Here is a 22,322-nt window from a genome sequence, read left to right on the forward strand (position 1 = left end):
CACCGGCGGCGGACTAAAAGGCGTGATTGACAGACCAGCCCGGAAACAGCGGGTTCCTGGCCACTGCCGTTTACAAACGGCGCAGCAGCGTCATGCCGTCACCCATGGGCAGGATGCACAGGCTGACACGCGGGTCGGTCAGCAGCCTGGCGTTGAATTCGTGCATGACATGCACGCTGCGCGGATGATCGGGCTGCGGTGCCACTACCCGGCCATTGAGCAGGATGTTATCGATGGCAATAATCCCACCCGGGCGCACCAGCTGCAGACAGGTTTCGTAATAGGCCGGGTAATTCTGTTTGTCGGCATCGATGAACGCCAGATCAAAGCTGCCCGCCCCACCCTGTTCCAGCAGCATGGCCAGCGTTTGTACCGCTGGTTGCACATACAAGTCGATGCGATCGGCCACGCCGGCTTGCTGCCAGTAATCCCGCGCGATGGTGGTGAACTCCACGCTCATGTCGCAGCACACGGTACTGCCCTGCTCGCCCATGGCCAGGGCAACGGTCAAGGCGCTATAGCCGGTAAAGGTGCCGATTTCCAGATAGCGGCGCGCGCCGGTGAGGCCAACCAGCCAGCGCAGGAATTGGCCCTGCTCTGGGGCAATCTGCATTTTGGCCATGCGGTGGCCGGCGGTAAATTCGCGCAGGGCGCGCTGCACCGGGTGCTCGGTAACACCGATCTGCAGCAGGTAGCTCGCGACATCGTCGCTCATGGTCATGGTTTGTCTGGTCATGCTGATGCTCAAAAAACAAACGCCCTTGCGGGCGTTGGGGCAGCTGACAAAGCTGCCCGTCTGGTTTTACCAGGCCAGCTAGCACCAGAATGCATCTGTTTGCATTCCCGACGCAGGCAGCAAGGTTGTTTACAAGACAAACCCTGCATGCGGGGCAAGCAGGGTTCTCATCCAGGCAGCGTGCCCGGCGGGCGCTATTTTATGGTGCTGCCCGGCACACCGGCCAGCGGCTTACTCTGGCTGGTAAACGTAAGGCTTCTGCGGTACGCGGGATGCTTTCCAGCGGCGCAGATCGTCCAGGTCCAGCGTACGCTCCCACCAGGTCAGGCGCAGCTCGCGGCGCTCGGTATCGACTTGCGGGTTCTTTTCCAGAAAGCCGTTCATGAAGGCAGTAAATTCGGATTGATACATGTGCGTTCCCCGGTTGGCGATGGCGGCAATTGTACTGCAAAACCGGCAGCCCGGCATCAGCGTCCGGGCGTAAGGTGCTGCGCTGTATGATAAAGCGGCGTAATCGATGCACCGACCAAGGCACGCTCGAGCTCCGCCACGCCCTTCTCCATCTCGAAGCAGTGCCACAGCATACCGGCCTCATCGGGCCGCCCGCCCATTGCACCGGTCAGCCAGTACGATAAGCGCTGGCCATTGGTGGCCATGCCTGCCTCATCCTGCAACAGCACCAGCAATATATGGCCCTGACGCAAGCGCACCACGGTCAACCCGTCAAATGGTGCTTTGGCCAGCTGGTTTTCGAGCTGGAGCATGGCATTGGCCAAATGGAAACTACGACGGCGCACGCCTTGGCCATGCACCCACCAGACACGCATCACACTGCCTGGCGGCAAGGTTTGCAACTGGCGCTCCAGCGTAGCCAAGGCTCGCTGCGAGGACACAGGCGCCTGCTGCGTAGCCTGCTCCAGCCACTGCGCCTGCAGACGGCGTGCCTGCCGGGTTTGCCGCAACAAAGCACGGCTTTGCCGCCACGACTGCCAGCCCAACAGCCAGAGCAGCAACATGAAAGCCAGCAACACCATGCTGCGCCACGACAGCTGTGCCAAAGGCTGCCAGGCACGCCACAGGGTAAGATTCAACTCAACAGCACCACTACGCAGTGCTTGCTGGCTAAGCAGCTTACCCGCCCCGCTTGCTGCGGGCGGTGCCGCCGGATCGACTGACAACACGGCCTGCACGCCATCGCGGCCACTATCGGGTAGCAAGGCTTGTGGTTGCAGCCAGATAGCCAACGCCATCCCTTGTTGACCGGGCAAAATCAGCAATAGCTGCTCTGGCGAACGGCGCTGCCAGAGCAGCACCTGCGCCTGGCCACGCTTCAAGCCAGGCAAGGCCGGCACAAGCAGCGGCAATCTGGCCAGATCTTGCGTGGGCAGCAGAACACCACCCAGCTGGAAAGGGACAAAAGCCTGCACTTCCAGCAGCTTGCCCTGGGCAGGGTTGGCCGCCAGAAAGGCCACCATGCCCAGCTGGGGATAATGCCGGCGCAAACCGGCCAGGTAAGGCGCGAATTGCTCACTGCCCTCATTCCGGGTCAGCGCCAAGCTGCGCAATAACTGCCGAGCCTCTTGTTGCATGGCATCCAGCTGCGTGCGCAGCTGCCCAAGCTGCTGCTCTGCCTGCTCGTCCAGCACTTGCTGCGCTGCATGACGCTCGCCGGTTTCCAGCCATACCCAGCCAATGGCACCAAACAGCAGCCAGCAAGAAAACAGCCCCATAAACAACAGGGGCTGTATAGCGCGGCGCCAGGCATGGCTCACAGCAGGAATTCCCGCTTCTGATGCTGGTCAATCAAACTACGCCACGCCTGTAATAGTTTCTGGAATTTGTTGTTGGTCGGTGCCATTTCCCGCACGCGTTGCAGCAGTTCGTGCGCATGCTTGATATTGCTCTCGTGCCAGCCCTGGCGGTGGCACTGCGCAATGATGGCGTTAACCAGGTTGAGCATCAGCTGCACGTTCTCCGGCATTTCCTGCAATGCCTTCTGGAACAGCGCGATCGCCTTGTCGTGATCACCGGATTGCGCCTCGCGCACCGCCTGGTTGTTCAGGTCCACAATACCCTGCACATTGCTGGCGATCAGCTCGCGGCCAGCATCGCCGCGGCCAACCTGGTCAAACATGGTAGAGAGCTTTTGCAGCAGCTCTTCGTTATCGTGGTTGTTGCGCACCAAGCCACTGGCGACCTTGTCGCCCATATCATGCTGCCCCTGGCCATAGCAGGCGCGGGCGAACTCCAGGCGGTCGCTGTCTTTCAGTTTGGTGAGCTGCGGCATGCGCTCTTCGGCCGAACGCAGCAGTTTTTCTGCGGCCGCCTTGTTCCCGCTATGGCTCTGGATGGTGCTATCTACCACGTCTGCCATCCACTCGCCTTCCGGGTTGTGCTTGTAGTCCCGGCGCAGCGAAGCCAGCGTTTTGGCGGCCTCGGTTTTTTCGCTATTGGCCAGCTGTGTGCGCGCTAGCGTAGCGTAGTGTGCCGGGCTGCGGTGCCAGCTGGCTTTGGACAGCTCCAGCGTGGTGGTGTAAGCCTTCTTGGCCTGCTCCATATCGCCATTTTCCTCGGCCACCTGGCCTAATGCCTGGTGGCGGCGAATGGTGGCCGGCGACAGCTCGGTAGCGCGTTTGAGGGTTTGCTGCGCCTTGTCCAGGTCATGGTTGTCCTGGTACAGCTTGGCCAGCCAGTCGTAAGCCTCCATCACACGATCGTTTTCCACAATCACCTGCTGGAACAGCGCAATGGCTGGCTCGACCTTTTTGAGACCGGCCATGGATTTGGCCATGCCCACCTTGGCCCACGGGATTTCCTTGATCTTCAGCACCTGTTGGTACAGGTTGTGCGCCGAGTCGTAATCGCCGATTTTCATGCTCAGGCTGCCCTTGAGCTTCATGAAGTCCAGGCTGAATTCGTTGCGTTCGCTGATTTTCTTGCCGCACGCCTCAATGGCGGCCATGTAGTCATGGCTCATCAAGGCCTCGTCCACCACCTTGAACGCGTCGCGGCGGCGCATCGCCACTTCCAGCCGCTTGGCCAGCTCTTCGCCGGTAAACGGCTTCAGCAGATAGCCGTCTGGCGCCAGCTCGGCTGCGGACAGCACCTTGGCGGCGCGGCGCTCGCCGCTGACAATCATGAACACACAAGACTGCTTGAGCAGGTTGCGCTCCTTGGCCTCTTCGTACAGATACAGGCCATCGCTGCCGCCACCCAGGTCGTAATCGCACAGCACCACGTCAAAGTCGTAACGCATCAGCTTTACCAGCGCATCGCTGGCTTTACCGGCGTATTCCACTTTCTCGGCGCCGAAGGACTGCAGCGTCATGGACATGGCGCGCTGCATTTCCGGCACGCAATCCACCACCAGAAACTGCTTTTTGGCAAACGGGTTGGAGTAGTCCCGTCGGCCCGTGGCTTCCTTGGCACTGGTAATGGCGTTAAAGGTAGTCGATTGATTGGACAGCGAACTCATGTATTGCCCCGCTTTTGTTATGTTGGTGGCTTATAGAGACGTCAGTTTGTCAGCAGCGTAACGCAAATCCAGCCACTTGATGCCATGCTCGGCAAAATTGATCTGCAAGCGCACATCCTCACCCGCGCCTTCGGCATTAATCACCACCCCGGCACCAAACTTGGTATGGCTCAGCGACTGCCCGACACGCCAGCCGCCCTGCCGGGCTGCCGCTTTTTGCTGCACAAAGGCCGGCTCTGCCCAGCTGCTGCGACTGGCAACAGGCGCAGCTTTCACCGTAGCAGATAAAACCTGTAACAGCTCGGCCGGAATCTCATCTACAAAGCGCGAGCGTATCGGGTAACGGCTCTGCCCGTGCAGCATGCGGCTTTGCGCATTGGTGAGGTAGAGCCGCTGTCTGGCCCGGGTGATGGCCACGTACATCAGGCGGCGTTCTTCTTCCAGGCCTTTTGGATCATTGAAACTGTTTTCGTGCGGGAACAGCCCTTCTTCCAGACCACCCACAAATACGGCATTGAACTCCAGCCCTTTGGCCGCGTGCACGGTCATCAGCTGCAAGGCGTCTTCACCGGCATCGGCCTGATGGTCGCCCGCTTCCAGGCTGGCCTGGGTCAGGAACTCTACCACGGCCAGCTGCGGCTCTTGCGGCATGAAGCCGGTGGCGGCGTTGATCAGCTCGTCCAGGTTAGCCAGGCGCTCTTCGCCGTCTTTCTTGTCGGCCTCGTACATGGCACGCAGACCGGAGTCGTCGATGACCAGGCTCACTTGCTCGGCCAGGTTCAAGGGTTCGCAGCGCTGGCGCAGTTTTTCCACCAGCAGTACAAACTCGGCCAGCTTGCCGGCGGTACGCCCGCCACCTGCCCCGCACGCAGCCTGCCACAGGCTGACACCCTGCTCGCGGCTGGCGGTTTGCAGGTTTTCCAACGTGCGGGCACCAATGCCGCGCGCTGGCACGTTGATCACGCGCAGCAGCGCATTGTCGTCGTCCGGGTTGATGGCCAAACGCAGGTAGGCTAGCGCGTGCTTGATTTCCTGGCGCTCGAAAAAGCGCAGGCCGCCGTAAATACGATAAGCCACGCCAGCCTGTACCAGCACATGCTCCAGAATGCGCGACTGGGCGTTACTGCGGTACAGCACCGCCATATCGGACAAATCCCAGCCATCGCGCTTGAGCGCTTTGACTTCGTCCACGATGAATTGCGCTTCTTCGCCATCGGAATAGGCATCGAACAGGCGGATCTTGTCGCCAGGGCCGGCAGCGGTCCACAGCTGCTTGCCCAGGCGGCCGTCGTTGCGCTCGATCAGCGCGTTGGCCGCATCCAGAATGGTGCCGGCCGAGCGGTAGTTCTGCTCCAGCCGCACCGGGGCCGCTACACCGTAGTCGGCCAGCAGCGCGCGCATATTGCCTACTTCGGCGCCGCGGAAGGCGTAGATGGACTGGTCGTCATCCCCCACGGCAAACAGGGCGTTATCGGGGCCGGCCAGCAGCTTGAGCCAGGCGTACTGCAGGCGGTTGGTATCCTGGAATTCGTCCACCAGCAAAAAGCGGAAACGCGCGCGATAGTGCTCGCACAAGGCGGCATTGCGCGACAACAGCTCGTAACTGCGCAGCAGCAGCTCGGCAAAATCCACCACACCTTCGCGGTTGCACTGCGCGTCGTAGGCGGCGTACAGCTCGATCAGCTTTTTGGTATACGGGTCGTGGGCGCTCAGCTCGCCGGCACGCACGCCGGCTTCTTTCTGGCCGTTGATGAACTGCTGCACCTGCTTGGGCGGGAATTTTTCATCCGAAATATCCAGGCTTTTGAGCAGGCGCTTGATGGCGCTCTGCTGCTCGCCGCTATCCAGTATCTGGAAGGTCTGCGGCAGGCCGGTATCGCGGTAGTGCATGCGCAACAGGCGGTTGCACAGGCCGTGGAAGGTGCCGATCCACATGGTTTTCACGTTTACCGGCATCATGGCGGCCAAGCGTGTCTGCATTTCGCGCGCGGCTTTATTAGTAAACGTTACAGCCAGAATGCTGGCCGGGTTGGCCTGGCCGGTTTGCAGTAGCCAGGCAATGCGCGTGGTGAGCACCCGCGTTTTGCCACTGCCGGCGCCAGCCAGCACCAGGGCACTCTTGGCAGGCCAGGTTACGGCGGAAAGTTGTTCGGCGTTCAGGCCGGCGAGCAGGTCATTATTCATGGGGCGGGGTCAGGCAAATACGAAAGTAGCCATTCTACCAGCCAGCCGCCCTAGCCGCCGTGCGGGCTGCGCAGCAAGGTGGCGGCGATACGGGTGTCGGTAGCAGGTAGCGGCTGGCCTTCCAGCAAAGCCAGCACTTTAGCCAGGCTGGCAACGGCCAAGCCTTCCGAATCCTGCTGTACCGCATCAATGGCCAGCGGCAGGCAGTCCAGCAGCGCGTGGTGGTCGAAGGTCATCATGCTGCGCGGCGCGTCGTGCAGGCCATGCTGGCGCAGATAAGCCAGTACGCCTTCCAGCAGGGTAATGGAGGCGGTAAACAGCGCCTGCGGGTAGCGGCCGTTGGCCGCATGCCAGTCGCGCATCATGGCGTAGCCCGATTCGCGCAGGAAGTCGCGTTCGCATACCCAGCCCGGCTGCTCGGTGAGGCCGGCGTTGGCCACCGCCTGGCGGTAACCGGCCAGGCGGTCGCGGCTGGGGGATAGCGCGGCCTGGCCACCGAAGTACACCAGCTCGCTGATACCTGCGGCCAACCTGGGGGCCAGCAATTGCACCACGCTGTCGGTGGCGTCGGTCACCACCGAGGGGATGCCGCTGTCGTCCAGCCGGCGGTCAACAAACACCAGCGGCAGGCGGCGTGTCCATTTCTGGTAATGGCGGGCATCGCTGCTACAGGGCACCACCAGCATGCCGTCTACCTGGCGTGCTACCAGTTGGGTCATGCCGGCACTTTCGCGTTCGGGGTCTTCGTCGCTGGTCACCATCAGCAGCTGCAAGTCGCGGGCGCGGCACAGGTTTTCCAGCGCCTGCGCCAATGCGGCGTGGCTGGCGTTGGTCAGGTCGGGTATCACCAGGCCAATGGCCTGGCTGCGGCGGTTGCGCAGCGAACGCGCCGAGTGCGACGGGCTGAAATGCAGCTCGCGCGCCACTTGCTCTACCCGCTCCACGGTAGCCTGGGCGATGCGGTAACGCTCGGCGTGGCCATTGAGCACCATGCTGGCCGTGGTGCGGGACACGCCGGCAATGCGGGCAAGATCGTCAATGGTCAGGCGCTGAAACGTCATGAAAAACTCCTGCGATATGGCGGGGCAAAGAAAATCCCTGCCAGCCCGATGCCGGCAGGGACCCTGATTGTATTACAGCGGCTCCCCGCCATAGCGGGTTGGCCGCATGCGCAGCTTACTTCACCAGGTTTACTTCACCAGGTTCAGCGGCACCGGAATGAACTTGTCTACCGGCTGGCCGGCGATCAGTTTCTTGGCGGTCTGCACGCCGTACTGGCCAATCAGTTCCGGCTGCTGTTGTACGGTTGCGGCCAGAGTGCCACCTTTTACCGCAGCCACAGCGTCGGCGGTGGCGTCAAAACCCACTACCACCACGTTTTTCAAGCCGGCAGCCTGGATGGCTTTCACTGCGCCCAGCGCCATTTCATCGTTGTGCGCAAACACACCCTGGATGCCCTTGTTACCCTGGATGATGTTTTCCATCACCGACAGGCCCTTGGCGCGATCGAAGTCGGCCGGCTGTTTGGCCAGCAGTTTCACGTCGGCCTTGCCATCCACTACCTGGTGGAAGCCCTGGCCACGCTCGCGCGCTGCGGAGGAGCCGGCAATGCCTTCCAGCTCCACGATATTGCCCTTGCCACCCAGTTTTTCCAGCAGGAACTCGCCGGCCATCTTGCCGCCAGCCACGTTGTCGGAGGCAATATGGGCGCTCACGTCGGCACCGGTCACGCTACGGTCCAGCGATACCACCTTGATACCCTTGCTGGTGGCTTCTTTCACCACGTTGGCCACCGCGGCGGAGTCGGTCGGGTTAATCAGGATGACATTTACCTTCTTCTGGATCAGGTCTTCCACGCTGGCCTGTTGCTTGGCCGGGTCGTCCTGCGCATCCACGGTAATCAGGTTGATGCCTTCTTTCTTGGCTTCCGCTTCGGCGCCGTCACGCAGCGACACGAAGAACGGGTTGTTCAGCGTGGACACAGCCAGGCCAACGGTAGCGGTACTGGCCACTGCAGCCGGCTCGCTGGCGGCAGCTGGTGCACTGTCAGGGCCTTGCTTGGAGCAGGCGGCAATACCAAAAGCCAGCAGGCTGGCCAGCAGCGGGGTAATGATGCGATTCATGGTGCGACTCCCTGTTTTATTGAACTACACGTGTTGCCGCCGCCGGCCACCTGCCGGCGACCGGTTTACTTTTTACCTGCGCGGTCCAGCAGCACCGCCAGCAAGATGACTGCGCCCTTGATCACCTGCTGGTAGAACGACGACACGCCCAGCAGGTTGAGGCCGTTATTCAGTACGCCGATCAATAGCGCCCCCATCAGGGTGCCAAAGATCCAGCCGCGCCCGCCGGTCAGGCTGGTGCCGCCCAGCACTACCGCCGCGATGGCGTCCAGCTCGTAGCCGGTACCGGCGGTAGGCTGCGCCGAGTTCAGGCGCGAAGTCAGCACTACGCCAGCCATCGCCGACATGGCGCCAGACAAGGTATAGACCCAGATTTTGACGCGATCCACCTTTACGCCGGACAGGCGCGAGGCTTCCTCGTTACCGCCGGTGGCGTACACGTGGCGGCCGAACACGGTCTGTTTCAGCAGAAACCAGAAGCCGGCAAACATCAACAGCATCCACACCACCGGCACCGGCACCAGGCCGGCCACGTAGCCACCGCCCAGCATCTGGAAGAAATCGCTGTCCAGGCCGGTAATCGGGCTGCCACCGGAAAACACCAGCGACAGACCACGCAGAATGGTCATGGAAGCCAGCGTGGCAATAAATGGCGCCACCTTGCCCTTGCTGATGATCCAGCCGTTGGCAAAGCCCATGGCCGCGCCCGCGCCAATACCCAGCAGCGTGGCCAGCACCGGGTCCAGCCCGCTCTGGATCATCAGTGCAATACACACCGACGACAACGCCAGGATAGAACCCACAGACAGGTCGATACCGCCTAGCAGAATCACCAGCGTCATGCCAAAGGCGATCAGCGCGTTGATCGACACCTGGCGCATCACGTTCATCAGGTTGCCCACGGTAAGGAAATCCGGGCTCATGATGGCCAGCGCGCCGGAAACCACCAGCAGCGCAATAAAGGGGCCCAGCTTTTGCAGCGTGGCTTTTTGTTGTGCAGTCATGCTTTTAATCCTGTGTTGTGCGGGTGTCGTGACCGGCGGTACCGGTAGCGGCGGCCATGATGTCTTCCTGGCTGAGGTTGGCCGCATCGAACAGCGCGGTCTGGCGCCCCTCGTGCAGCACCAGGATACGGTTACTCATCGCCATCACCTCGGGCAGCTCGGATGACACCATCACGATGGCCACGCCAGCGGCGGCCAACTGGTTGATGATGTGGTAGATCTCGGCCTTGCCGCCCACGTCCACGCCGCGCGTGGGTTCGTCCAGCAGCAATACCTTGGGCGGGTTGGCCAGCCATTTGGCAAACACCACTTTTTGCTGGTTGCCGCCGGATAGCGACTTCACGTCCAGCTCGGCGTCGCGGGTACGGATGCGTAGCTGGCTGATCTGCTGCGCCACCGCTGCCTGCTCGGCCGCGCCGTTTACCACGCCCAGGCGGGCGTAGCTGTCCAGGTGCACTAGCGTGGCGTTTTCGCGTACCGACATGCCCAGCACCAGGCCCTGGCTCTTGCGGTCTTCGGTCACGAACGCCAGGCCGGCGGCAATGGCGGCGGCCGGGCTGCGCACGTCCAGCGGCGCACCGTCCAGCCACACCTCGCCGGCGGTACGCCGGTTGACGCCAAACAGCGTGTTGAGGATTTCGCTGCGCCCGGCGCCCATCAGGCCGGCAATGCCCAGCACCTCGCCGGCGCGGGCCTCGAAGCTGATGTCGTCGATGTGGCGGCCATCGGACAGGCCACGCACCGCCAAACGCACGGCGCCCGGCAGCACGTCGCGGCCGGGGAAGCGGTCGCCTATCTCGCGGCCAACCATCAGCTTCACCACTTCGTCGAAACCGGTGTCGGCGATCACGCGCTCGCCGACAAAGCAGCCATCGCGCAGCACGCTGATCTTGTCGCAGATGTGGAAGATCTCTTCCATGCGGTGCGACACGTACACAATGGCCACGCCGCGCGCTTTCAGCCCGCGCATCAGCGCAAACAGAGTGTCGATCTCGCGCGCCGACAGCGCGGCGGTGGGCTCGTCCATGATCAGCACGCGGGCGTCCATGGCCAATGCCTTGGCGATTTCCACCATCTGTTGCTGGCCGATGGACAGGCTGCCGGCTTCGGCATCCACATCGATCTGGCTGGCGCCCAGTGCGTCCAGCTGTGCCCGCGCCTGCTGGCGCATGGCAGCACGCTGGATCACGCCAAAGCGCGACGGCTCGCGGCCCAGAAACAGGTTTTCCATCACCGACAGCTGCGGAATCAGGTTCAGTTCCTGGTGGATGATGGCAATACCGGCGGCCTCCGCGTCGCGGGTGCTGCGGATCGCTACCGCCTGGCCGTCCACCTCGACGCTGCCGCTGTCCGGCTGGTACACGCCGCTGAGGATCTTCATCAGCGTGGACTTGCCGGCGCCGTTTTCGCCCATCAGCGCATGGATTTCGCCGCCGTGCAGGCTAAAGTCCACATTTTCCAGCACCCGCACCGGGCCAAAGGCCTTGCAGATGCCACGCATGCTTACCTTCATCGCCGCCTCCTAGAAAATCACGCCTGCGTACAGGATCACATTGGCGTACGGCGTAGCGTCGCCGGTGCGGATTACCGCCCGCGCCTGACGACAGTGCTGCTTGAACGCTTCGTGGCTGACAAACTCGGTAGCAATGCCCTGCGCCGGCAGCGCGCCGGCCAGCGCCGACACTGCCGGGTTATGGCTGTGGCACTCGCTGGCAAACAGCGCGCGCTCGCAGGCCATGTCGGCCAGTACGGTGTCCAGCACGCGGGCAAAGCCGGGCTCGCCCAGCGCCAGCGATACGTCGATGCATTCCACGCCCGGCGGCACCGGCAGGCCGCAATCGGCAATCACGATGCTGTCGGTGTGGCCCAGGCAAGCCAGCACGCGGGCGATATCACGGTTCAGATGACCCAGCTTTTTCATGCTGCGTGCTCCTGCAAAAAGGTGTCGAGTGCGGCCAAGGTCGGCATGCCGCCTTGTGCGCCAGGCTGCGTTACCGACAAGGCACCGGCTGCCGCGGCGCGGCGTACCGCTTCGGGCAGGCCCAGGTGCAGGAAGGTGGCCAGCGCGCCATTGAAAGTGTCACCAGCACCGGTAGTGTCTACCGGCGTTACGGCAAAGCCGGGCTGGTGCTGCAGTTGGCTGTCGGCATCGGCAAAGAAGGCGCCTTCGGCACCGTGCGTCATCACGATGCGGCCTGCGGCAGCGGCCACCAGCTCGCGCCACGGCTGCTGGCTGGCCAGCGTGGTGGCCAGCTCGAATTCGTTAGGGGTCAGTACGCTGACGCGGGCCAACAGCTCGGCCGGCAACGCCACGGCGGGTGCCGGGTTCAGCATGAACGGCTTGCCATGACGTGCGGCCAACATGGCGGCGTGCTCTACAGTGGCCAGCGGCACTTCCAGCTGCGCCAGCACCACGTCGGCGTCGGCAAAGGCCTGCTCGGCGGCGTCCAGCTGCGCCGGCTGCAGCTCATGGTTGGCGCCCGGCACCACGATGATAGCGTTGTCGCTACCGCACAGCGTGATGCTGGCCACGCCGGTGGCCACGTCCACCTCGCTGACCCAGCGCGTGTCCACGCCTTCGTTGGCCAGCACAGCTTTGAGTTCGGCACCAAACGCATCGCGGCCAACACAGCCGATCATGCTGACTTGCGCCCCCAGCCGGGCGGCTGCCACGGCCTGGTTGGCGCCCTTGCCGCCCGGATAGGTGGCAAAACCGCTGCCGCTGAGCGTTTCACCCAGCCGTGGCATGGTGGGGCTATTCACCACCATGTCCATATTGATACTGCCTATTACCAGCACACGCGTCATCGCGCTTGTCTCCTGCCTGCGGCCAACCCTGTGGCAAGCCGCGTTATCTGTTAGCTAACGTTTAGCTAAAACGTCATCAGCCAGCGCGAATGCTAGCGCACAGAGCCCGCGACAGGAAAGAGAAAAACGCAAAAAATGTAAGCCCTGCACTACACAAAAGCATCGAATATGCCATTGGTAATCAACAAAGTACCACACAGCCGCGCGTTAGCATGTTCAGCAGCATGAAGCGGCACCGCGCTGTAGTTGCAGTGCACAAATCCTGCCAGACCACAGCAGCAAGCTTGCCCAGTGGCCAGCACCGCAGTGCAACACGGACAGGTAGCAAAATGCAGCCGCCACAGAACAGCGATGCCGCAAAAAACAACACCCTCCGGCGATGTTCATCACCAGAGGGTGCGTTCAGACGGCCACTGACGGGCTTAAGGTTGGCGGGCCCAGTTAAACAAGGGGGCAAAGTCTGCCTGCAGGGTACGGGACATGCTGGCGGTCAGGTGGTTTTGGTCCTGATAGCGCACAACACCTGCCGCCGCGGCGTAACACGTCTGGGCATCGCAAAAACGGGCGATCGGGTCCCAGACACGTACATTGGTGTGGCGACTGGCGACCTGCTGCAAAATGGGCAGGATAGCCTCGCGCTGGCGATCGACATCAGCGCGGCGTGCATGGCAGGCAGACTCTCCACGGCGAGCCAGACACTCCGGCACAGACAAGGGCATTTCCGGCTCGGGTGCCAGCAATACCAGCTTGAGCTGGAGCACCGCCAACTGGCTGGCTAAGCGATCCAGCGAGGCGGCCATGACCTGCAAGGAATGCGCACGGTCGAGCTGGCCCACACCTGCCAGCATGGCACCGGACACTGCTACCTTGCCTTGGTCATCGGCGGGTGCCAGGCCGGTGATACTGGCACTGCCAGCTACCGGCAGCGCGGTATAGCCGTTCCAGCGCACATTCATCAGTACACCTTTCAGCCCACTACGTGATAACTGCCCCAGCTCTGCCATTACTGCACGCGAGTGGTTAAGACACCAGCTGCGCACTTTGCCCTCCCCCACTGGTACAGCATCCAGCAATGGCGGGCAACCATGATAAGCGCGCCGCAGAATAGCGACGCCCTGTGCCTGAGCCAACAGCTGATACATCGGCATGGCGTGGTCGGTATGCGAATCGCCCCAGGCCAGTAGCTGCAAAGGCGCGCCGGCAGGGCCGATGCGACAACTGGCCTGCGGCGAGAGCGGTACACCGCGTTCCGGCATGTCGCAACCGGGCGGTAGCTGAGCTTGGTCTTGCTTCACTTGCAAAATGCTTTGATAGCCTGGCCAAGGGTATTTTTTAGGGAGGTACATGGCAGCACTCCCTGCCAACCACACGAGCACCGACATGGCCAGCCCGACCCACAGGGTAGATTTGTCAGTAACAAACCAGCGCCAGCGGCGTTGCCTTATAGGCTGCTCTACCAGGCAGTAAGTGAGCCAGGCCAGCAATAGTGCCAACACCCCGCCCAACAAAAAGTCCCGCAGCAGATCACGCTGGCCTACATCGTAATAGCGCCCCAAGGCCAGCAAAGGCTGGTGCCACAAATACCAGCTGTACGATAGCAGCCCCACAGCCGTAAACAGTCGGCTACCCAGCAAACGCCCGGGAGCGTGGTGCGGGTCCAGCCCGCCAGCAGCCAACACCAGCAGCGTGCCGCATACGGGTAATAACACCACCCAGCCAGGGAACACCATGCTGTGCTCATCCAGCAGTACGATACTGCACAGCAAAACAGCCAGCCCGCCCCCCGCCAAAGCATTGGCATGCCATGCGCGACGGCTGTGGCGCAGCGGTAGCCAGGCCAGCAAACCACCCGCGGCAAACTCCCAGGCACGTGTTGGCATCAGGTAAAAAGCCTTGGGCATATCGCTATAAGACAAATACAGACACGCAGCAAAAGACAGCAACAGTACGGCCAACAAGGTTGGCCGCAAAGCCTTCACGCCGCCGCCCACACGGTAGGCACCCAGCATAAGCAGCGGCCACAGCAGGTAATACTGCTCTTCCACCGCCAGCGACCAGGTATGCAGCATAGGCTTCAGGTCGGTAGCAGTATTGAAGTAATCAAAAGCATGCTTCATGAAATGGTGGTTGGCCGACAAGGTCACCACCGCACGCGCTTCCCGGCCCAGCGTGTTGGCGGCATCCGGCAACAGCACCATATAGCCAGCCACCAGCGTCACTAGCGTCACCAGCACCAGCGCCGGCCCCAGGCGACGGATACGCCGGGCAAAGAAAGCGGCAAATCCGATCGTTCCGCCAGATAGCAGCTCCTGCCTTAGCAGGCCGCTAATCAGAAAGCCGCTCAGCACAAAAAAGATATCCACACCGACAAAGCCCCCTGGTAAACCGGGCACACCAATGTGGTAGGCAATCACGCTCAGTACCGCAATGGCCCGTAAGCCATCGATATCCGGGCGGTAAAACGCAGAAGAAGCAGGACGGGGAAAGGCCAGCATGCGGGAAACCAGTGTAGAAGGCGGGCTCTGCATCGTCGGCACATTCGCCGACACGCAACAAAACCCTACAAAAATGATGCAATTCTACACCAGGCTTTTACATATCAAGGCAAGCCCCTAGTGCCGATGCAGCAGCCCGCCATGCCCGGCGGTAGCGGTATCCGGCATGGCGCCTTTTTTGGCCCTGATGCGATCCCATACTTTTTCATGAAAGTAGTACGCCACGGTATTCACCAGTGGCTCGACCAGGGCCAGCAGGCTGGCAATGCCAAAGCTGCCGGTGAGCAGATAAGCCACGCTGAACGCCACGGTGAAATGACAGATGGCGAAGGTGATGGTCTTGATCATGATGCACTCCAACAGCTATTGAACTTGTTGTGATGATAGTTATTTTAATTTAATAGTAGAAATTGAATGTTACTAGCCACCCCATTAAGTAAAACAAATTCGATGGATTATGCCCAAACGGTGAACTCTGCCGCCGCCAGACTTTCTATCTTTAAATAGCCGCCAGCCAGACCCGGCACCAACAGGCCAGCTGCGCCCTGCCGCCCCGCCCGCAGACGCAGCCGTGCTGGCGACCACAAAACGACAATGGACAGGGAGAAAACATGCACGCTACCCCACTGATTACCACACTGGTCGGCGCACTGGTCACCGCCTTTTTGCTGGGTGCCGTGGCGCTCAAGCTGCGCCTGCCGCCACTCTTGGGTTATCTGGCTGCCGGCATTCTGGTCGGGCCCTTCACCCCGGGTTTTGTGGCTGATGGCCACCTGGCTGCCGAGCTGGCCGAGCTGGGGGTGATCCTGCTGATGTTCGGCGTCGGGCTGCACTTTTCCATCCAAGACCTGTGGGCGGTGCGGCGCATTGCACTACCCGGCGCGTTTGCGCAGATTGCCGTGGCCATCGCCCTGGGTTGTGGCCTGGGCGTGCTGCTGGGCTGGAGCGTGCCGCAAGGCCTGCTGTTTGGCATGGCGCTATCGGTAGCCAGCACTGTAGTGCTGCTCAAGGCGCTGGAAGAACATGACAAGCTGGAAACCCCGGCCGGCAAGGTAGCGGTAGGCTGGCTGGTCAGTGAAGACCTGGCCACTATTCTGGCGCTGGTGCTGATTCCGGCGCTGGCCGGCAGCGCTGCGGCCAACCTGGGCGACTCGCTGCAGGCCATCCTGATAACGCTGGGCAAAGTCGCCGCCTTTGTGGCGGTAATGATGCTGGTGGGGCAGAAGGCCATACCGTGGATGCTGGAGAAAATCGTCTACACCGGTAGCCGCGAAATGTTCCGCCTGGGCGTACTGGCCACGGCACTGGGGGTGGCCTACGGTGCCACCGCGCTGTTCGATGTGTCGTTTGCGCTGGGCGCCTTCTTTGCCGGCACGGTGCTGGCCGGCTCGCCGTTCAGCCACCGCGCGGCCGAAGAAGCCATGCCGCTGCGCGATGCGTTTTCGGTGCTGTTCTTCGTGGCGGCCGGCATGCTGTTCGACCCGCGCGTGCTGATTACCGATACTGCTGCCGTGCTGGCTACGCTGGCCATCATCATCGTGGGCAAAGGTCTGGCCGCCTGGCTACTGATGGCGCTGCTGCGCCAGCCACGCGGGGAGCGCTGGCTGCTGGCCGCCAGCCTGGCGCAGATCGGCGAGTTCTCGTTCATTCTGGCCAACCTGGGCCTGAGTCTGCAGCTGCTGCCCGAGCGTGGCCATGCGCTGATCATGGCCGGGGCGATATTGTCCATCCTGCTGAACCCGCTGCTGTTCCGCCTGGCATTGCGCCGCGCCGGCCCGCCCGCTGCTGCTGCCGGCGCGATGTGATAAACTCGCGCAAGCTATTCATTCGCCAGCAAAAACGCCCCCGCCAAACAGGTGGCCGGTGTGAGCTGGCCTTCTCTTTTTTGCAGATACCAGCATGAAAAAGGTTTACATCAAGACATTCGGCTGCCAGATGAACGAGTACGACTCGGACAAAATGGTAGACGTACTGGGCAGTACCGAGGGCATGATCAAGACGGAAAACCCGGAAGAAGCCGACGTGATCCTGTTCAATACCTGTAGCGTGCGCGAAAAAGCGCAAGAAAAGGTGTTTTCCGACCTGGGCCGTATCCGCCCGCTGAAAGAAGCCAACCCCAACCTGATTATTGGCGTGGGCGGCTGTGTGGCCAGCCAGGAAGGCGACACCATCGTGAAGCGCGCGCCGTATGTAGACGTCGTCTTCGGCCCGCAAACCCTGCACCGCCTGCCCGAGCTGATCAAGAGCCGCCAGCAAAGCGGCACCTCGCAGGTGGATATTTCCTTCCCCGAAATCGAAAAATTCGACCATATCCCGCCAGCTAAGGTAGACGGCGCTGCCGCCATGGTGTCGGTGATGGAAGGCTGTTCCAAATACTGCTCGTTCTGCGTGGTGCCCTACACCCGTGGCGAGGAAGTGTCGCGCCCGTTTGACGACGTGCTCACCGAAATCGCCAACCTGGCGCTGCAAGGCGTGAAAGAAATCACCCTGCTGGGCCAGAACGTGAACGCCTACCGCGGCGCCATGGCCGACGGCGAGATCGCCGACTTTGCCACCTTGCTGGAATACGTGCACGAGATCCCCGGCATCGAGCGCATGCGCTTTACCACCAGCCACCCGCGCGAATTCAGCCAGCGCATCATCGACTGCTACGCGCGCCTGCCCAAGCTGGTATCGCACCTGCACCTGCCGGTACAAAGCGGCTCCGACCGCGTACTCGCCGCCATGAAACGCGGCTACACCGCGCTGGAATACAAATCCATCATCCGCAAGCTGCGCGCCATCCGTCCTGACTTGTGCCTGTCGTCCGACTTTATCGTGGGCTTCCCCGGTGAAACCGAAGCCGAATTCGAGCAGACGCTCAAGCTGGTAAAAGACCTGGCTTTTGATTTCAGCTACGTGTTCATCTACAGCCCGCGCCCGGGCACGCCTGCGGCCAACCTCACGGACGATACCCCGCACAAGGAAAAAGTACGCCGCCTGGAAGCGCTGAACGAAGTAATCGAAGCGCGCGGTTTCGAGATCAACCAGAGCATGCTGGGCACTGTACAGCGCGTGCTGGTGCAAAACATCTCCAAAAAAGACCCCGGCATGCTGGCAGGCCGTACCGCCAACAACCGCGTGGTGAACTTTGTCGGCCAGCCACGGCTGATCAACCAGTTGGTAGACGTGGTGATTACCGAAGCCAACCCGCACTCGCTGGGCGGCGAAATCCTCACCACGGAAACCGTCTGAGCCAGGCCAGCCGGGCGGCGTACTGCCCGGCGCCTACCGGAGCCACCATGCCACGTACCCTGACGCTGATTGCCTGCTTGCTACTGGCCGCCTGTGCCAGCCTGAAGCAACCCGACCCCGCCACGCTGGACTGCGCCGGCCTGGCGCAAGCCGTGGCCGACACCAGCCTGGTGCTGAGCCGCGAGCGCACAAACTTGCGGGCGCCGGTTACACTGAACATCGGCCTGGGCGGCGCGGTAGGCAGCCACGGTAGCATCGGCGTGGGCTTTGGCCTGCCGGTAGGCACCCCGCGCGCCGACGACGACCGTATCCAGGCCCTGGAAGAAAGGCTGGCCCGCCTGCAAAGCCTGCAGCGCCAGCGCCAATGCCCGCCAACTACAGCAAAGCGTCCATGAGCGAACCTACCTGCACCCACAGCTTTACTCCTGTCGATAACGACCGCCTCGCCCGCCTGTGCGGCGCGCTGGACGAAAACCTCAAGCAGATCGAAACCGGGCTGGATGTGGTTATCCAGCGCCGCAGCGAGCAGTTCACCGTACGTGGCGAACACGCCGACGCGGCGCTGGCCCTGCTACTGCGCTTTTACGATATGGCCGAAAAGCGTGATCTGGGCATACGCGATATCCAGCTGAGCCTGGTAGAAGCGCGCCAGCACAACCCGCAAGGCGAGGACGACGACACCCCGCAGCTGGCTACCCGCCGCCGCGACCTCAAAGGCCGCACTCCGCGCCAGGGCGCCTATATCAAGGCCATTTTCGGCCACGACATTACCTTTGGCATCGGCCCGGCCGGCACCGGCAAAACCTATCTGGCGGTAGCCTGCGCGGTAGATGCCATGGAGCGCGACGCGGTGAAGCGCATCGTGCTGGTACGCCCCGCGGTGGAAGCCGGCGAGAAGCTGGGCTTTCTACCCGGCGACCTGGCGCAAAAAGTAGACCCCTACCTGCGTCCGCTGTACGACGCGCTGTACGACCTGATGGGCTTTGACAAAGTGGCGCGCCTGTTCGAAAAGAACCTGATCGAAATCGCCCCGCTAGCCTATATGCGCGGCCGTACGCTGAACAACGCCTTCATCATCCTGGACGAGGCGCAAAACACCACGCCCGAACAAATGAAGATGTTCCTCACCCGTATCGGCTTTGGCTCGCGCGCCGTGATTACCGGCGACGTGACCCAGATCGACCTGGCGCGCCACCAGAAAAGCGGCCTGGTCGAAGTAGAGCGCATCCTGGGCAAGGTGCGCGGCATCCATTTCCACCATTTCCAGAGCGACGACGTGGTGCGCCACCCGCTGGTGCAGAAGATCGTCGACGCTTACGACCACTATCAGGCAAGACAAGATGAAAAAAGCGAAACGTAACCCCTTCCTGCAAAGGTTGGCCGCACGGCTGGACCTGACCCTGGAAGACCGCCTGGAAAGCGAGCAGCCGCTGCCGGACGGCAAACAATGGCGCCGCTGGTGCCAGGCCGCCCTGCAGCGCCAGCACCGCCAGGCGCAGGTATCGCTGCTGGTGGTAGACGAGGCCGAAGGCCGCCAGCTGAACCACGACTACCGCGGCAAGGACTACGCCACCAATGTGCTGTCCTTCGCGCTGAACGAAGGCGACACCGTGGCGGGCATGCCACTGTTTGGCGACCTGGTGTTCTGTGCCCCGGTGGTTGCCCGCGAGGCCGCCGAACAAGGCAAGACGCTGGACGCGCACTACGCCCACCTCACCGTACACGGTATGCTGCACCTGCAAGGCTTTGACCACGAGCAGGACGACGAGGCCAACATCATGGAAGCGCTTGAAACCGCCATCCTCGCCAAGTTAGGCTATGACGACCCTTACGCCGCAGAGAAAACCTGACCCCACCTATGGACGACCCCAGTAAACCCGCCAGTTGGTTTGACCGCCTGCTGAACCGCTTTACCCACGAGCCGGAAGACCGCGAAGAGCTGCGCGAGCAGCTGCACGCCGCCTTCGAGCGCAACCTGATGGACGCCGAGGCGCTATCCATGATCGAAGGCGTGCTGTCGTTCTCGGAGCAAAGCGTGCGCGACGTGATGGTGCAGCGCAGCCAGATTACCGTGCTGAAGCTGGAAGACAGCATCGAGAAATGGCTGCCGCAGCTCATCGAAACCGGCCATTCGCGCTTTCCGGTGATCGGCGACGACAAGGACGACATCAAGGGCATCCTGCTGGCCAAAGACCTGCTGCACTACTTTCACCAGCCCGACGCCTTCGACGTGAAAAAGGTACTGCGCCCGGTGGTGTTCGTGCCGGAAAGCAAGCCGCTCAATGCCTTGCTGCGCGACTTTCGCGCCAGCAAAACGCATATGGCCATCGTGGTGGATGAATACGGCGGCGTGTCCGGCCTGGTGACCATCGAAGACGTGCTGGAAGAAATCGTGGGCGAGATCGACGACGAGCACGATCTGGAAGAGCAAGAAGACGATATCGTGCCGGTGCGCGGCGGCCGCTACCGCGTACGCGCCACCACCGCCATCGACGACTTCAACACCTTCTTCGACAGCACCCTGCCCGACGACGAAGTCGACACCGTCGGCGGCCTGGTGATGGCCAATCTGGGCTACGTACCCACCCGTGGCGAAGGCCTGCAGCTGGACGACTGGCACTTTACCGTGATCCGCGCCGACAGCCGCCGCCTGCACGCCCTGCTGGTAGAGCGGCGTGCCGCCAAGCCTAGCTGACATGCTGCGCCACGCACTCACCCTGCTGCTGGCCGCGCTGGCCGGCGCCAGCACCGTACTGGCCTTTGCCCCCTACCGCCTGTACTGGGTGGCGTTACTGGCGCTGGCAGCGCTGATCATGCTGGTACAACGTTGGCCGCAGCGCGCCTTTGGCCTGGCCTGGGTGTGGGGCGTGGCCGCCTACACCAGCCAGTTCTACTGGATCTACATCAGCCTGCACGATATCGGCGGCATGCCCTCGCTGCTGGCCGGCGGCATGACCCTGCTACTGCCCATGTACCTGGCGCTCTACCCTGGCCTGGCCGCCTGGCTGGCCGCCCGCATGCACCACCTGCCTGCCTTGCGCTGGCTAGTGGTATTCCCCGCGGCGTGGACGCTGGGCGAATGGCTGCGCAGCTGGGTGTTTACCGGCTTCCCCTGGGGCGCCATCGGCTATAGCCAGATTACCGAAAGCCCGCTCACCGGCCTGGCCCCGGTAGGCGGCATCCACGCCGTTACCCTAGCGGTGGCGCTAAGTGCTGGCGTGCTGGCCCTGCTCCCGCAGGCCGGCCTGCATCTTGCCAGGCGCGCTGCCCTTGGCGGCTTGCTGCTGGCGCTGTGGGGCGGCAGCGGCTGGCTGCAGCAACAAAGCTGGACCACACCCGCCGGCGCCCCCCTGCGCGTGGCCCTGCTGCAGGGCAATATCCCGCAGGCGCTGAAATGGGACCCGGCCACCTTCGACTTCACCCTGGCCACCTACTACCGCATGGTGGTGCAAGCGCCGCAGGCCGAGCTGACCCTGCTACCGGAAACCGCGCTGCCGGTGTTCCTGGATGACCTGCCCTCCGGCTACCTCACCATGATCAATGGCGTAGCCGACCGTAAAAAAACCGCACTGATCGCCGGTATCCCGCGCCGCACGCCGGATGGCCGTGGCTACCTGAACGCCGTTATCGCGCTAAACCAGCCCACGCAGGATTACTACGCCAAAAACCATCTGGTACCGTTTGGCGAATTCATCCCGCTGCCTGCTATCACCAGCTGGATTTACCAGTTTCTGCGCATGCCGCTGTCCGGCTTTACGCCAGGTGGCGCAGACCAGGCGCCGCTAACCATCGGCCAGCAAAAGGTTGCGTTCAACATCTGCTACGAAGACGGCTTTGGCGAAGAGCTGATCGGCCCGGCGGCCAACGCGACCGTATTGGCCAACGTCAGCAACCTGGCGTGGTTCGGCAAAAGCAACGCCATGAGCCAGCACCTGCAGCTGTCGCAGGCGCGGGCACTGGAAACCGGCCGCCCCATGCTGCGCGCCACCAATACCGGCATGACCGCCGCCATCGACCACCGTGGCGAGCTGATTGCCGCGGCCGCGCCCGATACCCGCCAGACGCTGCTGGCCACGGTACAAGGCCACAGCGGCCTGACACCGTATATGCGCCACGGCAACGCGCCGGTATTGCTGCTGTGCGCAGTGCTGCTGGTCATCGCAGGTAGCTGGGGGCTGTGGCACCGCCGCACGGCCCAAAGCAACGACCACGCAGCTGCGTGAAAACACAGTGGGCAGGGCCACAAGGCCTTTGCCCACTTTA

At 62.3% G+C, this 22,322-nt stretch carries 20 protein-coding genes; 7 read left to right on the forward strand and 13 right to left on the reverse strand.

The window, feature by feature from the left end:
- Positions 1-70: 70 nt before the first annotated feature.
- From LCH97_RS10465 to LCH97_RS10525, 13 genes are all read right to left on the reverse strand, one after another.
- Complete coding sequence (locus tag LCH97_RS10465; protein ID WP_227301666.1) at positions 71-736, reverse strand: class I SAM-dependent methyltransferase; 666 nt, start codon at positions 734-736, stop codon at positions 71-73.
- Positions 737-967: 231 nt separating this feature from the next.
- Positions 968-1,147 (reverse strand): DUF3460 family protein, encoded by a 180-nt coding sequence (locus tag LCH97_RS10470; protein WP_017507325.1) that lies wholly within the window; start codon positions 1,145-1,147, stop codon positions 968-970.
- Positions 1,148-1,203: 56 nt separating this feature from the next.
- On the reverse strand, positions 1,204-2,466 hold the full coding sequence (locus LCH97_RS10475) for a hypothetical protein (protein ID WP_227301667.1): 1,263 nt from the start codon (positions 2,464-2,466) through the stop codon (positions 1,204-1,206).
- 38 nt (positions 2,467-2,504) lie between these two features.
- Positions 2,505-4,211, reverse strand: a complete 1,707-nt coding sequence (locus LCH97_RS10480; protein WP_227301668.1) for a tetratricopeptide repeat protein — start codon at positions 4,209-4,211, stop codon at positions 2,505-2,507.
- A 30-nt stretch (positions 4,212-4,241) separates the two neighbouring features.
- Complete coding sequence (locus LCH97_RS10485) at positions 4,242-6,395, reverse strand: UvrD-helicase domain-containing protein (protein WP_227301669.1); 2,154 nt, start codon at positions 6,393-6,395, stop codon at positions 4,242-4,244.
- Between the two features lie 50 nt (positions 6,396-6,445).
- Entirely contained in the window at positions 6,446-7,456 is a 1,011-nt protein-coding gene (locus LCH97_RS10490; RefSeq protein ID WP_227301670.1) for a LacI family DNA-binding transcriptional regulator, read from the reverse strand.
- A gap of 129 nt (positions 7,457-7,585) precedes the next feature.
- Positions 7,586-8,518 carry a ribose ABC transporter substrate-binding protein RbsB gene (gene rbsB / locus LCH97_RS10495; protein WP_227301671.1) on the reverse strand — a complete coding sequence of 311 codons (933 nt, stop codon included), beginning with the start codon at positions 8,516-8,518 and terminating at the stop codon, positions 7,586-7,588.
- Between the two features lie 65 nt (positions 8,519-8,583).
- A complete protein-coding gene (locus tag LCH97_RS10500; protein WP_227301672.1) occupies positions 8,584-9,522 on the reverse strand; it encodes an ABC transporter permease in 939 nt (312 codons plus the stop codon).
- A 4-nt stretch (positions 9,523-9,526) separates the two neighbouring features.
- Complete coding sequence (locus LCH97_RS10505) at positions 9,527-11,035, reverse strand: sugar ABC transporter ATP-binding protein (RefSeq protein ID WP_227301673.1); 1,509 nt, start codon at positions 11,033-11,035, stop codon at positions 9,527-9,529.
- A 9-nt stretch (positions 11,036-11,044) separates the two neighbouring features.
- Positions 11,045-11,443, reverse strand: a complete 399-nt coding sequence (rbsD, locus tag LCH97_RS10510) for a D-ribose pyranase (protein ID WP_227301674.1) — start codon at positions 11,441-11,443, stop codon at positions 11,045-11,047.
- Positions 11,440-12,330, reverse strand: coding sequence for a ribokinase (gene rbsK, locus LCH97_RS10515; RefSeq protein WP_227301675.1), 891 nt, complete (start codon positions 12,328-12,330; stop codon positions 11,440-11,442). Before rbsK ends, rbsD begins: the two co-directional genes overlap by 4 nt.
- 422 nt (positions 12,331-12,752) lie before the next feature.
- Positions 12,753-14,825 carry an acyltransferase family protein gene (locus LCH97_RS10520; RefSeq protein WP_227301676.1) on the reverse strand — a complete coding sequence of 691 codons (2,073 nt, stop codon included), beginning with the start codon at positions 14,823-14,825 and terminating at the stop codon, positions 12,753-12,755.
- Between the two features lie 117 nt (positions 14,826-14,942).
- A complete protein-coding gene (locus LCH97_RS10525) occupies positions 14,943-15,173 on the reverse strand; it encodes a DUF2061 domain-containing protein (protein WP_227301677.1) in 231 nt (76 codons plus the stop codon).
- A 263-nt stretch (positions 15,174-15,436) separates the two neighbouring features.
- On the opposite strand from LCH97_RS10525, the gene LCH97_RS10530 reads away from it, so the two are divergent.
- The 7 genes from LCH97_RS10530 (at position 15,437) to lnt (ending at position 22,282) form a co-directional block, all read left to right on the forward strand.
- Positions 15,437-16,630, forward strand: a complete 1,194-nt coding sequence (locus LCH97_RS10530; RefSeq protein WP_227301678.1) for a cation:proton antiporter — start codon at positions 15,437-15,439, stop codon at positions 16,628-16,630.
- Positions 16,631-16,724: 94 nt separating this feature from the next.
- Positions 16,725-18,059: a tRNA (N6-isopentenyl adenosine(37)-C2)-methylthiotransferase MiaB gene (gene miaB, locus LCH97_RS10535; protein ID WP_227301679.1), complete on the forward strand. Its 1,335-nt coding sequence runs from the start codon at positions 16,725-16,727 to the stop codon at positions 18,057-18,059.
- A 47-nt stretch (positions 18,060-18,106) separates the two neighbouring features.
- A complete protein-coding gene (locus tag LCH97_RS10540) occupies positions 18,107-18,454 on the forward strand; it encodes a hypothetical protein (protein WP_227301680.1) in 348 nt (115 codons plus the stop codon).
- Positions 18,451-19,419 (forward strand): PhoH family protein, encoded by a 969-nt coding sequence (locus LCH97_RS10545; protein ID WP_227301681.1) that lies wholly within the window; start codon positions 18,451-18,453, stop codon positions 19,417-19,419. The genes LCH97_RS10540 and LCH97_RS10545 overlap by 4 nt, the downstream gene beginning before the upstream one ends.
- Positions 19,400-19,909, forward strand: a complete 510-nt coding sequence (gene ybeY, locus LCH97_RS10550) for an rRNA maturation RNase YbeY (RefSeq protein WP_147686585.1) — start codon at positions 19,400-19,402, stop codon at positions 19,907-19,909. Before LCH97_RS10545 ends, ybeY begins: the two co-directional genes overlap by 20 nt.
- 8 nt (positions 19,910-19,917) lie before the next feature.
- Positions 19,918-20,754 (forward strand): HlyC/CorC family transporter, encoded by an 837-nt coding sequence (locus LCH97_RS10555; protein WP_017507343.1) that lies wholly within the window; start codon positions 19,918-19,920, stop codon positions 20,752-20,754.
- A gap of 1 nt (position 20,755) precedes the next feature.
- Positions 20,756-22,282 (forward strand): apolipoprotein N-acyltransferase, encoded by a 1,527-nt coding sequence (gene lnt, locus LCH97_RS10560; protein ID WP_227301682.1) that lies wholly within the window; start codon positions 20,756-20,758, stop codon positions 22,280-22,282.
- The last annotated feature ends 40 nt before the right edge of the window (positions 22,283-22,322 follow it).

Source organism: Vogesella sp. XCS3, assembly GCF_020616155.1.
Taxonomy (GTDB): Bacteria; Pseudomonadota; Gammaproteobacteria; order Burkholderiales; family Chromobacteriaceae; genus Vogesella.